This is a genomic window from Formosa agariphila KMM 3901 (assembly GCF_000723205.1).
GTDB lineage: Bacteria > Bacteroidota > Bacteroidia > Flavobacteriales > Flavobacteriaceae > Formosa > Formosa agariphila.
Genome location: NZ_HG315671.1, coordinates 2,799,363 through 2,816,895, shown reverse-complemented (window position 1 = coordinate 2,816,895; position 17,533 = coordinate 2,799,363). Strand labels below are relative to the sequence as shown.

7 protein-coding genes are annotated in these 17,533 nt (G+C 34.3%); 4 read left to right on the top strand and 3 right to left on the bottom strand.

The annotated features are described in order from the left end of the window. The first annotated feature begins 94 nt into the window (after positions 1-94). Both gyrA and BN863_RS11655 read left to right on the top strand, forming a co-directional pair. The gene (gene gyrA / locus BN863_RS11660) at positions 95-2,656 is read left to right on the top strand and encodes a DNA gyrase subunit A (protein ID WP_038530774.1); all 2,562 of its coding nucleotides are present in this window, start codon (positions 95-97) and stop codon (positions 2,654-2,656) included. 28 nt (positions 2,657-2,684) lie between these two features. After that, the gene (locus tag BN863_RS11655) at positions 2,685-3,929 is read left to right on the top strand and encodes a tetratricopeptide repeat protein (protein ID WP_038530772.1); all 1,245 of its coding nucleotides are present in this window, start codon (positions 2,685-2,687) and stop codon (positions 3,927-3,929) included. A 1,227-nt stretch (positions 3,930-5,156) separates the two neighbouring features. On the opposite strand, the gene BN863_RS11650 is transcribed toward BN863_RS11655, so the two are convergent. From BN863_RS11650 to BN863_RS11640, 3 genes are read right to left on the bottom strand one after another with little or no spacing between them, the layout of a single operon-like run. After that, on the bottom strand, positions 5,157-7,070 hold the full coding sequence (locus BN863_RS11650) for an OmpA family protein (protein WP_038530770.1): 1,914 nt from the start codon (positions 7,068-7,070) through the stop codon (positions 5,157-5,159). 12 nt (positions 7,071-7,082) lie between these two features. Continuing rightward, positions 7,083-8,048: a PorP/SprF family type IX secretion system membrane protein gene (locus BN863_RS11645; protein WP_038530767.1), complete on the bottom strand. Its 966-nt coding sequence runs from the start codon at positions 8,046-8,048 to the stop codon at positions 7,083-7,085. 10 nt (positions 8,049-8,058) lie between these two features. Next, complete coding sequence (locus tag BN863_RS11640; RefSeq protein WP_038530764.1) at positions 8,059-14,103, bottom strand: T9SS C-terminal target domain-containing protein; 6,045 nt, start codon at positions 14,101-14,103, stop codon at positions 8,059-8,061. 776 nt (positions 14,104-14,879) lie between these two features. On the opposite strand from BN863_RS11640, the gene BN863_RS11630 reads away from it, so the two are divergent. Together BN863_RS11630 and ppk1 are read left to right on the top strand one after the other, a co-directional pair. Beyond that, positions 14,880-15,371, top strand: a complete 492-nt coding sequence (locus BN863_RS11630) for a SixA phosphatase family protein (RefSeq protein WP_038530760.1) — start codon at positions 14,880-14,882, stop codon at positions 15,369-15,371. Positions 15,372-15,469: 98 nt separating this feature from the next. Next, the gene (gene ppk1 / locus BN863_RS11625; protein ID WP_038530757.1) at positions 15,470-17,533 is read left to right on the top strand and encodes a polyphosphate kinase 1; all 2,064 of its coding nucleotides are present in this window, start codon (positions 15,470-15,472) and stop codon (positions 17,531-17,533) included.

Sequence of the window (17,533 nt, the reverse complement as noted above, 5' to 3'; positions counted from 1 at the left end):
TGTTAAAAACTCCGTTAAAACGCCTGCTATGACTTACGAAATGGTTATCTTAGCGCGATTTGAAACACACAAGATAACTAAATTATTTTTATAGATGGCAGAAGGAGAAAAGCTTATTCCAATTAATATCGAAGACGAAATGAAAACGGCTTACATTGATTACTCAATGTCCGTCATAGTGTCACGTGCTCTTCCAGATGTTAGAGATGGTTTAAAACCGGTGCACAGACGTGTATTATTCGGAATGCACGAACTGGGAATTAGAGCAACTGGAGCGCATAAAAAGTCAGCAAGAATTGTTGGTGAAGTTTTAGGAAAGTATCACCCACACGGGGATACATCAGTTTACGACGCTATGGTTCGTATGGCTCAGGAATGGAGTTTACGTTATATGCTAGTAGACGGACAAGGTAACTTTGGTTCTGTAGATGGAGATAGTCCTGCAGCAATGCGTTATACAGAAGCGCGTATGCGTAAGATTTCTGAAGACATGTTGGCAGATATAGACAAAGAAACAGTAGATCATAAATTAAACTTCGATGATACTTTAAAAGAACCAACGGTTTTACCTACGCGTATACCTGGTTTACTAATAAACGGTGCATCTGGAATTGCAGTAGGTATGGCAACTAATATGCCACCGCACAATTTAAGTGAAGTTGTTGATGGTACTATTGCTTTTATCGAGAATAAAGATATTTCAATAGACGAACTGATTCAACACATAAAAGCACCAGATTTTCCTACCGGAGGAACTATTTTTGGTTACGATGGCGTAAAAGAAGCTTTTCATACAGGTCGCGGACGTATTGTAATGCGTGCTAAAGCCAATATTGAAGAAGTTCAAGGTCGCGAATGTGTTATTGTTACAGAAATTCCGTACCAAGTTAACAAGGCAGACATGATTAAAAAGACTGCCGATTTAGTTAACGAGAAAAAATTAGAAGGTATTGCTACCATTCGAGACGAATCGGATAGAAATGGGATGCGTATTGTTTACGTGTTAAAACGTGATGCAATTCCTAATATCGTTTTAAATAAATTATTTAAATATACACAATTACAGACATCCTTTAGTGTAAACAATATTGCACTTGTAAACGGACGTCCAGAATTGTTAAACTTAAAAGATTTAATTCATCATTTTGTTGAACACAGACATGAAGTTGTAGTAAGACGTACCACTTACGAATTGCGTAAAGCTGAAGAACGTGCTCACATTTTAGAAGGATTAATTATTGCTTCAGATAATATTGATGAGGTTATCGAAATTATTAAAGCCTCTTCTAATGCCGATGAAGCACGAGCAAACTTAGTTAAGCGTTTTAATCTTTCAGAAGTTCAAGCAAAAGCGATTGTTGAAATGCGTCTGCGTCAATTAACAGGACTGGAGCAAGATAAATTACGTTCGGAATACGACGAGATTAAACTTACAATCGATGACTTAAAAGATATTTTAGACCGTAAAGAGCGTCGAATGGATATCATTAAAGAAGAACTGCAGGTTGTAAAAGAGAAGTACGGAGACGAACGTCGTTCTATTATTGAATATGCAGGAGGAGACTTAAGCATTGAAGATATGATTCCAGATGAGCAAGTTGTTATTACTATTTCTCATGCAGGATATATTAAACGTACGTCGCTTAACGAATATAAAACACAACATAGAGGTGGAGTAGGGCAAAAAGCATCTACTACACGTAACGAAGATTTCTTAGAGCATTTATTTGTGGGTACAAACCACCAGTATATGTTATTCTTTACTCAAAAAGGAAAATGTTTCTGGATGCGTGTTTACGAAATTCCTGAAGGAAGTAAAACGTCTAAAGGTAGAGCAATTCAGAATTTAATAAATATAGAACAAGACGATAAAGTCATGGCGTTTATATGTACTCAAGATCTTAAAGATGAAGATTACATTAACAGCCATTACGTTATTATGGCCACTAAAAATGGTCAGGTTAAGAAAACGTCATTAGAGCAATATTCTCGTCCAAGAACAAATGGAATTAATGCCATTACAATTAAGGAAGACGATGTGTTAATGGAAGCGAAATTAACTACAGGAACAAGTCAAGTAATGCTAGCTTTAAAATCAGGAAAAGCAATTCGATTTGAAGAAGCGAAAACGAGACCAATGGGTAGAGGAGCTTCTGGAGTTCGTGGTATTACATTATCCGACAAAGATGATGAGGTAGTTGGCATGATTACTGTAGAGAACCCGCAAGAAGAATCTGTATTAGTCGTATCAGAAAACGGATATGGTAAGCGTACTTATATTGATGATCCAGAAGATGGAGAGCCAGTATATAGAATTACTAACCGTGGAGGAAAAGGTGTAAAAACCATTTCTATTACTGAGAAAACCGGTAAACTGGTAGCAATTAAAACGGTGTCTGATGCCGATGATCTAATGATTATTAATAAATCGGGTATTGCCATTAGAATTGCAGTACAAGATTTACGTGTTATGGGTAGAGCAACTCAAGGTGTTAAGCTTATAAACTTACGTAGTGGAGATTCTATTGCAGCAGTTGCAAAAGTAATGCACGAAGAAGAAGTTGTTGTAGACGTTGAAGCTGTAGAAGGCGAAGATGTACCTAGTACTGAAGATGACTCTACAATTGAAGAAAATAACAATCTAGAAAACAATTAATAAAAACAATTAACTTAATTTGATTACCATGAAGAAACAGGTTATAGTTGCCTTAGCTTTATCAATAAGTGCATTTTCTTTTGCACAAAAAAAAGAGCTAAAGGCAGCAGAAAAGGCGATTAAAAGTAACAACTACGCAGAAGCTAAAGCAGCATTAAATCAAGTAACGCCAACACTTTCGTCTATAGACGACAAGTATAAATCTAAATACTATTTCTTACAAGCTGAAGCGTTGTATGCAAATGGTGCAGGTTCTGCAGAGGATGTAAATAAGGCTATCGAAAGTCTAAGTATGGTAGATGACTCTATGAAAGGAGAAGTTGCTGAACTGACTAGCGTTATGCAAAACTCATTTTTAACAAAAGCTAACGAGAGCTTTACTAGTGGAAACTATAAAGCTGCAAGTACAGAATTTGAGCAATTGTATAACATGGTACCAGCAGATACGACGTATTTGTATTATTCAGCTGTAAGTGCTGTTCAAGACAAAGATTACGATACAGCTTTAAAACACTATATCACTTTAGATGAGTTAGGATATACAGGTATTACTACCGAGTATTTTGCTACAAACATCGAGACTGGTAAAGAAGAAGTTATGTCTAAAGAGAACAGAGACTTATTCGTAAAAGCAAAATCTCATAACAAGCCAGGTCAACGTGTAACGGAATCTAAGCAAGCTGAAATTACTAAAAACATTGCTTTAATTTATGTGTCTCAAGACAAAAGTGAAGAAGCTTTAGCTGCAATTAAAAAAGCTAGACAACAAGATCCAGAAAACATTGATTTAATCTTATCTGAAGCAAACTTATACTTAAAGTTAGAAGATACTGAAAAGTTTAGTGCATTAATGGAAGAAGCTATTAAGCAGCAACCAGACAATCCAAACTTACATTACAATATTGGTGTTATTGCTTTAAAAAATAAAGATTTTGAACAAGCTAGAGCATCTTTCCAAAAAGCTTTAGTATTAAAGCCAGATTATGCTGATGCAGCTTTAAATGAGTCTACTACTTATATTGATGAAGGGAACGAGCTTATTGAAGAAATGAACAGTTTAGGAACTAGCGCTAAAGATAACGCTCGTTATGACGAATTACGTGCTAAGAAAACAAGCTTATTTGATCAAGGAGCAGATGCTTTAATAAAGTATATTGAAAAGAACCCAAATCCAGAACCAAATATTTACCAACAATTAATAAATATTTACAATGCGACTGGGGAGACTGCAAAGTCTAAAGAAATCCAAGCTAAATTAGATGCTGCTAAATAATTAGTAACATTTCTAGTTCTTAAAAAACCTGTGAATATTATTCACAGGTTTTTTTTATGTCTTAAAATCGCTAAAATCTACCACCTCTTCTTTACAATTTACACCTTAAATACTATCCAAACTTACCCAAATTATAAGTTGATTCTAAAAAGTGTTTGCATCTTGATTACTGACTAAATGCAAGCAGAGTCATATTGCTTTCATTGTTTTGCCTTTAATCATACACCTTTTAAGATTCTTGATGAATCCGTTGAGGTTTATGTCAAGTTTATAAAGAAACGAGGCATAAGTATAGTATTCAAGTCAGTGGTCTCTTTTTTATAAAGATGCTTACAAAGGCTTTATTAGAGTCTATAAATGCAATTACCAATGTTACTTTACTTGTAGGTATAATGAAGGTGTAGATAGCTGTTTAGGTCTTGTATCGTCTAAATTATAGCTTCTTAAACATTTAATCCTTTTACTTATCGATCTTCATGATATGTACATATTCGCTATGTAGGCTTATATGTGCTACCCATGATGTGGAGTTATTAGTAATTAGCAAGAAAATAGTATCTACATTATTTTACACATATTCGATAATTTCAATAGTTTTAGTTTGTATTCAAGAATTCATTAAGTCTACATTACAAGGTGCATTAAAAGTGTAGGGGAGCGGTCTGTGTTTTTAGAAAGGCAAATAAGGTTGAACTTTTTAGATGTCTAGAGTATAGTTATAATCTAAATTAGAGAGTGAGCTTATTAGGTTATAATTAAATAGTCTTATCCTGTCGTTTGAGGGCTTCTATAACATGATAGTTCTATTGATGTTATTTCCATATTTGAATATTAAATCAATGTCTTAAAAGTTAAAATAGAGTAATTTCTTTGAGGCGGTACATTATTAAGATGCCATTAGTTCATCTAAAAATCTTTTTCAATTTTAGTATCATGTAGTGAATTGTGTAATTGTCTAAATATTATAATAAAGTCGAACAGTATATAATTTAAAACCTAAGAAGGCTAAAAGCATCAACTATGGGAAGAAACTTTGCAAATCCATTCTTGTTTAAAATCATAAAATTTTAAAGCTGTCTTTTTCATCTAATATCTGTTGGTCTTATTTATTGACATTACAAATCCACTTCTATTAAGATGGAATAGGAGGGCACAAATTGGGAACTTAGTAGAAATAAAAAAGCCGCTAAATAGCGGCTTTTTTTATAATATAAAATAGAGTGTCAATTATTCTTGAGCTCCTAAGATAATAAACTTAGAACGTCTGTTTGCTTGATGTTGTTCTTTAGTACATTTCACACCATTCGCACATTCGTTGATTAACTGAGTTTCTCCGTAACCTATAGCGCTTTCTATTCTAGAAGGATCAATCTCTCTAGATAAGATATAATCTCTAGTAGATTTAGCACGCTTATCAGATAATGTTAAGTTGTAGTTATCTGGACCACGACTATCTGTATGAGATTCAATTTTAATAACCATATTAGGGTGTTCTCTCATAACACTTACAATGTTTTCTAACTCGTAAGCAGCATCAGTTCTAATATCCCATTTATCGAAGTCAAAGAAGATAGGGTTAAGTACAATCTCGTCATCAATAATAAGTGGTATTAAGTTAAGATCAGTAATAACATCGTTTCCGTTAATTAAAGATGTGCTTACAGATTGTAAGTCATCTTTGTAATCTGCTTTGCTACCTAATACATTATAAGTTGCGTTACATCTTACACGGAAAGAATACATACCGTCTTCACCTACCATTTGCTCTTCAATAACTTTACCTGTTTCGTCAATTAACTGAACATTTGCAAATGCTAATGGTAACACGGTTCTACTATCTCTAACAGTTCCTTTTATGTGTTGGTAACAGATTTCGAAAGAATAAATATCGTCTCCTCCCATACCACCTTCACGGTTAGAAGATAAGTATCCTCTACCTTTTTCAGGGTTGATGTTAAAAGCGAAATCGTCGTAACCACTATTATAAGGTGCTCCTAAGTTTTCAACATTAGTACCGCCTTTTAAGATATCAGATTTAAAGATATCTAAGAATCCTAAGTTTAAATAACTGTCTGAAGAAAAGTATAACGTTTCGTCTTGCGCAACAAAAGGGAACATTTCTTTACCTTCAGTATTTACAGCTGCACCTAAGTTAACAGGAAATCCGTAATTGTCTTCTCCTAAAATAGCAACCTTCCAAATATCTGTTTGTCCAAAACCACCTTCTCTATCTGAAGTAAAGTATAAAGTTTTGTTATCTGGACTTAAAGCAGGGTGACCAGTAGAAAAGACTTTATCGTTAATAGATAATTCTTTTACATCTTGCCAAGTACTATCGATATAAGTGGCTTTGTAAATTTTTAAGTGCGATGTACCTTCACGGTCAGCTTTTAATTTTTTATTATTACTTACGTTATCTCTAGTGAAATACATGGTTTTACCATCGTTAGTAATAGCAACACTCGCTTCGTGATATTTTGTATTGATATCGTCTGCGTTAACATAGTTTGGATAACTATAATCTGAAGCATCCTCACCATCTGTAGATTCTGAAATCTGAGATTGGTAGATATCTAAAAATGGTTCGTTATTCCAAGCATATAATTCATCTCTATTCTTTTTAGAAGTAGAAGCGAAGTAAAATGTTCCATTGTGTTCAAATCCTCCAAAGTCAGAGTTTTTAGTATTTATAGGTAGATTAACCAATTCTACGTAAACACCTTCTGTACTTTTTAGTTTTTCGTAAAGTGCAACGTTAGTAAAGTCTGTTCCATCAATACGATCTTCGTCAGCTTGTACAGCATTAAACTTTTCTAAATAGACAACAGCATCTTCATACTGACCTAAACTACGTAAAGACTGTGCGTATTTGTAGTAGTATATAGGGTCTACATCGTCGTATTTTTTAATAGCTTCAGAATACCAAACGGCAGCTTGCTCTGAATTTGAGTTGTTATAATAACAATCTCCTAATCGTGTTAATACATGTGCACTACTATCTCCTTTTTTAACAGCATCTTGATATAAATCACTGGCTTTAACATAAGCGTAATTTTTAAAGAATTTGTCGGCTACCTTTTTCTGAGCAAAGATAAAAGTACTTGAAAGTGCTAGTATAGCGAATATAATTTTTTTCTTCATAGTGGTAGTCTTTTAGAAATATCTTGGGGATTTTATACGTCTCTCTTTAAATAGTTCGAACATTAACAAAATTTCGTGTGTTCCGCTTTGGTAGTATTTGATTTCAGAGTTAATCGGAGATTCGTATGTATAACCAATTCTAAGTTGTTTAGACACTTGAAAGTCAATCATACCTGCAATAGCATTTGTACCTCTAAATTCGTAGTCTGAAACGCCGTTAACTTGGTTTCCATCTACACCTGAATTATGTCTGAAACCAGCACCAATCCAAAACTTATCGTAGAATAAGAAGTTTGCACTTAAGTCGTAAGATAACGGAGCACCGTTAGTTGCTTTTACTAAAAATGAAGGTTTAAGTTTTGTGTAGTCTCCAAGGTTGAACACATACCCTCCAGTTAAATAGTAACTCACACGCTCTAAAGCTTCGTATTCGTTAGTTGCATAATCGTTATTAAGAATTCTTGGAGCCGATAGACCTAAATACCATCTTGTAGAATGCCAGTATACACCAGCACCTACATTAGGATCCCAACGATCTTCTATACCATAGATAATTGGATCGTTAGGGTTTTGTAATCTAAAATCTTGGTCTAAACTATACTGAGTAAACCCAGCGTTAATACCAAAAGCTAATTTAGAATTCTCTCCCGTATTAATGGTATAAGAGAAACTAGCATATAAATAATTGAAATTTTCTGGTCCCAGTTCATCATGTATAAACGAACCTCCTAATCCCATCTTTTCGTTGTTAAGCGGGCTGTGAACAGAAAGTGTTTGTGTAGTAGGGGCACCATCGATACCAACCCATTGGCTTCTATGAAGTCCAACTACACTTAATGTTTCTCTACTTCCTGTATATGCAGGGTTAATAGAAATAGTGTTATACATGTATTGTGTAAACTGAGGCAACTGTTGTGCCATCCCAACCGTGCAACTCAATAATGCAATAGCTACTATGTGATACTTTAAAATTTTCATAGGTTATTTTTTATTTGGTTCCTGTTCCTAAGTAAATTGGACCAGTTAGTGGTTTCAATCCGCTATTTTTTAGTGTTACAATATAATAGTATGTTCCTGTAGGTAAAATCTCTGAACTTCCGAATCCACCATTACCACCTTTTCCATTCCAGTTGTTTTGGTAATCCTGAGCTTTGAATACTAATGATCCCCAACGGTTGTAGATTTCTACATCTATTACAAATCCACATCTATCTAATCCTGTTACTGTAAAGTATTCGTTCCATTGGTCACCGTTTGGTGTTACCGATGTAGATACAATAGGATCACAAGTTGGCTCTACACAATCTTCGTTTACTTCAATAGTAACCGTTGTTTGGTTAGCACATCCATCTGCTTCTGTGAATGTGAAAACATAAGTTCCAACTTCTACATTAATAGGGTCAAATATACTACCATTTAAGGTTGCATCTCCAGAGTCTACTACCCAAGTACCATTTTCATCAGAATCTGCTAAGTAGCTATCTAAATCTATAGCACCACCTTCTGTACATCTTGAATCGTATTCTAATACTGGAGCTTGTAATACATTAACGTTGATTGTTTGTGTATACACTGCTGTATTTCCACAAGAATCTGATACTGTCCAATCTCTAATAACTTGATAGTTTTCGTATGCTGCACCTGTAGACGTGTTATCCTCAGTATATACAACATTTACATTTGTAGAACAGTTATCTGTAAACTCTAATTCTGGTTTCTCAGGAAGAGGAGCACAGTTAACCGTAACATTAGTATCTAAACTATTTACTAATACTGGAGCAGTAACATCTGCTACAGTTATAATTTGAGAAACTTCAGATGTGTTACCACAAGCATCAGTAAACGACCATACTCTAGTGATTACACTAGTACAAGAATCGATATCGTTAACCGTATCCACTCCTGTTGAAGTTATAGTAGCTCCACAGTTGTCTGTTGCAGTAATATCAATCATTGCTGGTACATCGTCTGTACATTCTACTGTAACATCTGCTGGTGCAGTTGCTGTAGGTGCAACATCATCTATAACTGTAATAACTTGCGTTGTAGTTGTAGAATTATTACTAGCATCTGTAAACATCCAAGTACGAGTAATTGTTACGTTACAAGCATCTGCATTGTCTATAGTTTCAGTTCCTTCAGCAGTTATAGTTCCATCACATGCATCTGTAGCTGTTAATGCGTCTAAAGTAGGAACATCGTCTATACAAGCATATGTTGTATCTACTGGAGCGTTATCTACTACAGGAGCAGTTTCATCAATATAAGTAATCGTAGCTGTAGTTGTTACGAAATTACCAGCAGCATCGATAACAGTAAAGGTTACAGTTGTAGCACCTTCTGTAAAATCGTTAGTCCAAGTAATGTCAGTACAGTAATCAGTTGCTGTTGCACCACCGTTAGTAGCTAACCATGCATTAATAACATCAGCTGCATTTTCGTTACACTCTACAACTAAATCTTGTGCTGGTGTTTCAAGAATAGGAGCTGTATCATCCATATAAGTAATGGTAGCAGTAGTTGTTACAGAGTTACCATTAGCATCGGTAGCTGTAAACGTTACTGTTGTAGCACCAAATGTGAAATCGTTAGTCCAAGTAATATCTGAACAGTAGTCAGTTGCTGTAGCACCTCCGTTAGACGTTAACCATGCGTTAATGATATCATCAGGATTTTCGTTACATTCTACTACGATATCTTGAGCAGCTGTCTCTATAATAGGAGCAGAGTCATCCATATACGTAATAGTAGCAGTAGTCGTTACTGAGTTACCATTAGCATCGGTAGCTGTAAAAGTTACAGTTGTAGCACCATTTGAGAAGTCGTTAGACCAAATAATGTCTGAACAGTAATCAGTTGCTGTTGCACCACCGTTATTTGCTAACCATGCATTGATAACATTTGTAGCGTCTTCGTTACATTCTACTACTAAATCTTGTGCAGGAGTGTCAAGAATAGGAGCAGAGTCGTCCATATACGTAATAGTAGCAGTAGTCGTTACTGAGTTACCATTAGCATCGGTAGCTATAAATGTTACAGTTGTTGCACCACTTGTAAAATTGTTAGTCCAAGTAATGTCTGAACAATTATCAGTTGCCATTGCACCACCGTTAGTAGCTAACCATGCATTAATAACATCTGCAGCATCTTCGTTACATTCTACTACTAAATCTTGAGCTGGTGTTTCAATAATAGGAGCAATATTATCTGTTAGGATAATTGTTGCTGAAGTTGTGCTCATGTTTCCACATGCATCAGAAGCAGTAAAAGTAACCGTAACGTCAGTAGCATTATCTAAAGCACTAGAGTCAAAATCATTACTCCAAATTACATCAGAACAAACGTCCTGTGCCATTGCACCTCCATTTGTGTTTAACCAATTTTGAATGTCTGTAATATTTGAGTCTCCACATTCTAAAGTTATGTCTTGAGCTTGTGTAGTAATCTCAGGAGCAAGTTCATCTATAATAGTATAAGTTGCTGCTGTATCTACTGAGTTTCCACATGCATCAGTCGCTGTAAAGATTACTTCTACAGCACCGTTACAGATGTCTGCAGTAGAATCGTAATTGTTTGACCAAGTTACTTCAGAACAATTGTCTTCTGCTAAAGCATAACCGTTAAGCTCTACCCAAGCATCGATAGTTGGATTTCTTTGTTCTCCATCACAATTAAATACGATATCTGTAGCTTCCGCAATAAATGTAGGAGCTGTTTCGTCTATAACATTAATAATTTGACTCCCTGTACTTACATTACCACAAGCATCTTCGAAAGTCCAAGTACGTGTAATTATAATATTACAAGCATCTGTGTCGTTTGTAACATCTACAGGAGATACTGTTACCATAGAACCACAATTGTCTTGAGCAGTTAAGTCTATCATTGCTGGTAATTCATCTGCACAATCAATAGTTACATCAGCAGGAATTGTAGGTACAATTGGTGCTTGAGTATCTGCTACTGTAATGGTTTGAGATACGTCTGTAGAATTTCCGCTGTTATCTGTAAATACCCAGTTACGAGTAATGATTACATTACAAGCATCAGCATCGTTAATTGTTTCTGTACCGTTAGATGTAATAGTACCAGAACAATCATCTGTTGCAGTTAATGCTTCCATTGTAGGAACATCATCAATACACTCTACAGTAACATCTGCAGGTGCATTATCAACTACAGGAGCAGTGTCATCTTTTTCTACTGTTATAGTTTGAGTAGCTTCCGTAGTGTTTCCACAAGCATCAGCAAAAGTCCAAGTTCGTGTTATAACTGTATAAATAGGATTAGAATCATCTACTGTTTCTGTTCCTTGAGAAGTTATAATTCCAGCACAATTGTCTGTAGCAGTTAACGATCCTATTGCAGGTATTTCATCACTACAATCAAGAGTTAAATCTGCAGGAGTATTATCTACTACAGGAGCCGTTTCATCTTTAACGGTTATGGTTTGAGAAACTTCAGTAGTGTTTCCACTTTCATCAGCGAATATCCAGTTACGAGTAATGATAATATTACAAGCATCTGTGTCGTTAATAGTTTCAGTTCCGTTAGAAGTAATTATTCCAGAACAATTATCTGTTGCCGTTAATGCTTCCATTGCAGGAACATCTGATACACACTCTAAGGCTAAATCTGCAGGAGCAGCACCATCTAAAACAGGAGCAGTTTGATCGTTTACTGTTATTATTTGAGAAACTTCAGAAGTGTTTCCACAAGCATCTGCGAATGTCCAAGTACGCGTTATAATAATGTTAGTTGGATCTGTATTATCTTCTGTATCTACACCAGGTACAGTAATCTCACCAGCACAAAAGTCTGTTGCAGTAAGATTAATCATAGCAGGAATATCTTCATAACATTCTACAGTAACATCTGCAGGTACGTTAGTTGGTACTGTTGGAGCAGTCTCATCGATTACCGTAATAGTTGCAGTAGTTGTTGCTATATTCCCACAATCGTCATACGTTGAGAAAATAACTGTAGTTGCGTTGTCTACACCACAAGCTTCTAAAGTGAAAGCAGCTGGATCAAAATCGTTAGTCCATGATACCTCTGCAGAACAAATATCTGTTGCTATAGCTCCACCATTAGACATTAACCAAGTATTTAAAGTACTTTGTGAATTTTCATTACATTCTAATACTAAATCTGTTGGTTCAGTATCTATAGTTGGTGCATTAACATCGTTAAGTGTGTATGTTGCAGATTGTGAAATTGAGTTTCCACATGCATCTGTAGCTGTAAATTCTACAGTAACCGATTCGTTACATGTTAAACTTTCACCATCGTAATTGTTTGTCCAAGTAATCTCAGAACAATTATCTTCTGCTAAAGCATATCCGTTAAGTTCTACCCAAGCATCAATTGTTGGATTTCTTTGTTCTCCATCACAATCATAAACAAGGTCTTGAGGTCCGCTAATAAATATAGGAGCGATATCATCAACCACCATTATGTTTTGTGTTACTTCTGAAGTATTACCACAAGCATCTGCAAAAGTCCATGTACGAATTACGGATTGGTTACATGTACCATCTGAAGCGACTATAGTGTCTACACCTGTTGCAGTTATAATAGCTCCACAATTATCTGTTGCTTCTAATTCAAGATCTGCAGGAACGTCTGTTAAACAAGCAACCGTTATATCTGCAGGAGCTTCTGGCGCAATAGGAGCAGTCGTGTCGACTACATTAATAGTTTGAGAAACTTGCGATGTATTACCACAAGAATCTGTGAATGACCAAGTACGTGTAATAATAACATTACAAGGATCACTAGAGTTAACACTATCCTGAGGAAGCGAAGTAATTTCATTTCCAGGAGCACAATTATCCATTGCACTTAATGCCTCTCCGGCAGGAACATCTGCAAGACACTCATAAGTTGCATCTACAGGAGGTATTGGTAAGGTGTTATCTTCAAAAGATAAGGTTAAGTTATAAATTACATATTTGTCCTTAGTTGCTACATATTCGAAAGATAATGCATCTTGTCCAGGGGCAACACTTGAGCCTGGAAGATCAAATTTATGTAAGTCCAACCCATATACTTCACCACTAGGGTTTCTTACAGAGCCGTCAACAGTTATTGTAGAATTAAAAAAGTTTAATGCGGTATTCGGACTATGTTCCAGTCGGTTATTATAAGCTGTACTCCCATTTCGTTGAGTAGCTAAATAATCACCATTTAAATCAGCATCACCTTCTCCGGCCATAACGCCTATTTGGGCGTTAACAATATCCGAAGTGTTTAAGTTGCTAATATCTAGATTAATATATCTTGCTGGTACATATCCATTATCACCAGGTACATTTTTAAAAGAATAACCATCGAAAACACCAATATTACGCATTTTCATAGTTGGATTCTGGTAAACAATAACCATACTCCATCCTCCGTAATATCCGATACCTAGGTTAGACGAAAGGTCTTGACCTTCAACCAAGGCGATATCGGCAACAGTATAACTACCCGTACCGTTTTGTTTAACATAATCGGTAACATCTGCAAATGCAATATACATATTATCGTATACACTTTCAGGGTAGTAAATATCTCCAGGATTTGCGGTTACCGTTGTATATCCTGAATTAGGGCCTTTTAAAGATACCACTGATTTATTTAATGTTTTTGGACCATTGTCTGTGTTTACAACAAACGTTTGGTCTGGACCTGGACGTCCTGTCCAATATAATCCGGCATATACAATATTAGAATTGTTAGCTACCTGTCCATTATCATCTAAAAGATTAATGTCTGCAGACGAAGAGTTAACCGTACCAGGTTCTCCATCTATATCCACATAAAACATATCTCCAGAATCATTACCCGCTCCTGGGTTCATAGGAGCAAGGTTTGTATTACCTATTATAGTAAAATCTCCTTGTACAGTATAATTAGCCCTCGAGCTAAATGGTACTGCTGACTGACCATAGCTATAAAAACCAAAAGCCATTAGCATTAATGCTAACAGCGAATACTGTTTTATGTTTTTATAAACTTTAATTTTCTTAGCGTAAAATTTTTTCATTTCATGAATCGATTAAGTTATCCTAATACTACTTATGATGGATTAACAACTTTAAATTTATTTGTTATTATTGGATCTATAATTAAATTTAGTACACCCAACTGAGTTGGCCTAACTAAAACTGATTTTCTTATATGTCTTACAAAAGAAAATTTTTCTAAATGATTTATTGTTTCCTTAACATTAAATTGTTGAAGATTGGAAACTCGATTTAGAAAAATGTTTGAATACAAGCTTCTTCTAAAAGCTACATACTCCATAATCGTAGGTCTCTTAATAGAGCTTGTAGTATTCAAATTAAGCATGGGAATTAAAGTGTAATTTATTCTCATAAACAATTTATTGATTTAAGGGTTTGTCCATTAATCATAAAAAAATAATCTTTTAAATTTCAAACAGCAAATAGCGTTACAAGTGGTTAGCAAGTAATACTAATTTTTAAGGAATAAAGTTTTTTTGGGAGTATTCTGGGTTACAGAATAACAGACTTTAGGTTTTGAAATTAGATTTGGGATCATGTTCTTCATAATTAATACCTACAAAAAACGGTAGATAGACCCACAAAAACAAAAAATCATGTTAAAATCTTTAATATATTCGACTAAGTGAACGTGTAAAGTTTTTAAACGCCGTAAAGTGCACTTTAACGATTAAATTGCTATTATCTTGTGTTTTCTTTAGATTTTATTAAGAAAATATAAGTATAATTTAAGTTAAAATACTGTAGATTAGTTTGTTAAAGTGTGTTAAATTTGCTTCTAAACATAAAAACGGAAATGAAAACAATAATACTTGTAAGGCATGCCAAATCGTCATGGAAGTACGATGTTGATGATCGGCATAGACCTTTAAAAACCATTGGGATAAAAAATACAATTAAAGTTTGTAATCGATTTAATGTACTTCAAAATCAACCTTTAAAACATGTATATTCCAGTCCGGCTAAACGTGCCTTAGATACGTGTAAACTTTTTGTAGAACATTATAATCCCAAGTCTCATATAGACATCAATATTACTGAAGATTTATATGATTTCCAAGGAAATTCGCTCGTTCAATTTGTTAAATCTTTACCCGATTCTATACCGTCTGTTTATCTATTTGGTCATAATAATGCATTCAATAATTTTGTGAACACGTATGGCGATATTTTTATAGATAATGTGCCAACGAGCGGATTGGTACTTTTAGAATTTGACATTGACCATTGGACGGATTTAAAACCGGGAACTTTAAAATTAAAATTGTTTCCAAAAGCTCTAGATTAATAGTATTTTTTTTATTTTTATTAACTACATAATAATATTTAATACACCATATTGAAAACTAAATACAATATGTTTGTAGGACATTAAAAAAATGCTAAATGAATAAAATCGAAAAAACTAACAATACCTATATTAATAGAGAAATTAGTTGGCTTCAATTTAATGCCAGAGTACTCCAAGAGGCAGAAGATAAAAATGTACCATTAATAGAACGTCTACGTTTTTTAGGCATATTTTCAAATAATTTAGATGAGTTTTTTAAAGTGCGTTATGCCACAGTTAAGCGTATTGCTTTAGCGGGTAAAGCAGGTAAAAGTGAACTTGGCGGAATTAAAGCGAGTCAGTTGTTAGAAATCATTACAAAAATTGTAATCGAACAGCAATCCGAAAGTTTAAAAATCTTACGCGATATTCAAGAGAAGCTTAAAAAGGAGAATATATTTATTATTAACGAAACTCAAATTTCACCTTCACAACACGATTTTATAAAACACTACTTTATTCAAAAAATTAGCCCTGCACTTGTTACCATAGTTTTAAACGATTTGGTAAAACTTCCTTTATTAAAAGATAGTGCGGCTTATTTAGCGGTTAGAATGGAAATGAATTCTGGCGAAAATCAGTATGCTTTAATCGAAATTTCTAAAAACATGGATCGATTTGTTGTGCTTCCTATGGAAGGAAACAAAGATTACATTATCATGTTAGACGATTTACTGCGTTATTGCCTAAAAGATATTTTTAATATATTCGATTTTAAATCTGTTTCAGCGCATATGATTAAAATCACTAGAGATGGTGAGTTAGATTTTGAAAGTGATTTAAGTAAGAGTTTTATCGATAAATTATCAGATAGTGTAAAACATAGACAAATTGGTGAACCTGTAAGATTTGTTTACGATCAGGAAATCGAACAAGAGACCCTTCATTATTTGTTAAAAAAGATGAATATTGAACCGTCGGATAGTATTATTCCTGGCGGACGATATCATAATAGACGCGACTATATGGGATTTCCTAGTTTAGGACGAACCGATTTGTTGTACGATAAAATAGAACCATTACCTGTAAAAGGGCTTACATTAGAGCAAAGTATATTTTCGGTAATTGCTAAAAAAGATTATTTATTATATGCACCTTACCATACATTCTCTTATGTTGTTAAGTTTTTAAGAGAGGCAGCTTTAGATCCACAGGTTAAAACTATAAAAATTACCATTTATAGATTGGCTCAGATTTCGCACATTGCTAGTTCATTAATTAATGCTGCTAAAAACGGAAAGAAGGTTACGGTGTCTATAGAGTTGCAAGCGCGTTTCGACGAGCAAGCCAATATAGCTTATGCCGAGCAAATGGAATTAGAGGGTATTAATTTAATATTCGGTGTTCAAGGTTTAAAGGTACATAGTAAAATGTGTGTTATAGAACGCGAAGAACAGAAAAAAATAGTAAGATATGGGTTTGTAAGTACAGGGAATTTTAACGAATCTACAGCTAAAATTTATACCGATTATACCTTATTTACAGCCAATCAAAAAATATTAAAAGATATCAATAAGGTGTTTAGTTTTTTCGAAACCAATTACCTTATTTATACCTATAAACATATTATTACTTCACCGCATTATACCCAAAAAGCATTTTTTAAATTAATAGATGCTGAAATTATAAATGTGAAATTGGGGAAACCAGCTAGTATCCGACTTAAAATGAATAGTATTTCTAGCTATAAAATGGTCGATAAACTTTATGAAGCAAGTAGAGCAGGAGTAAAAATACAGATGATTGTTAGAGGGTTGTGTTGTTTGGTTCCTGGTGTTAAAGGCATGAGTGAAAATATTGAAGTAATTAGTATAGTCGATAAATTCTTAGAACATACAAGACTTTATATCTTTGAAAATGGCGGAAATCCTAAAGTCTTTATTTCGTCTGCAGACTGGATGACCAGGAATATAGAAAATAGGGTAGAAGTAACCTGTCCTATTTACGATGAAAGCATCAAGAAAGAACTTATGGATACTTTCGATATTTGTTGGAGCGATAATGTAAAAGCCCGAATTTTAAACTTAAAACAGACTAACGAATATAAGAAAGATAGCAAACCTAAAGTCAGATCACAATTTGCTACTTACGAGTACTATTTAAAGAAGTTAAAAGAGTAA

Excerpts from the sequence above, each read along its gene's own strand:
- gyrA (WP_038530774.1), top strand. The coding sequence starts at position 95 with ATGGCAGAAGGAGAAAAGCTTATTCCAATTAATATCGAAGACGAAATG.
- BN863_RS11655 (WP_038530772.1), top strand. The coding sequence starts at position 2,685 with ATGAAGAAACAGGTTATAGTTGCCTTAGCTTTATCAATAAGTGCATTT.
- BN863_RS11650 (WP_038530770.1), bottom strand. The coding sequence starts at position 7,070 with ATGAAGAAAAAAATTATATTCGCTATACTAGCACTTTCAAGTACTTTT.
- BN863_RS11645 (WP_038530767.1), bottom strand. The coding sequence starts at position 8,048 with ATGAAAATTTTAAAGTATCACATAGTAGCTATTGCATTATTGAGTTGC.
- BN863_RS11640 (WP_038530764.1), bottom strand. The coding sequence starts at position 14,103 with ATGAAAAAATTTTACGCTAAGAAAATTAAAGTTTATAAAAACATAAAA.
- BN863_RS11630 (WP_038530760.1), top strand. The coding sequence starts at position 14,880 with ATGAAAACAATAATACTTGTAAGGCATGCCAAATCGTCATGGAAGTAC.
- ppk1 (WP_038530757.1), top strand. The coding sequence starts at position 15,470 with ATGAATAAAATCGAAAAAACTAACAATACCTATATTAATAGAGAAATT.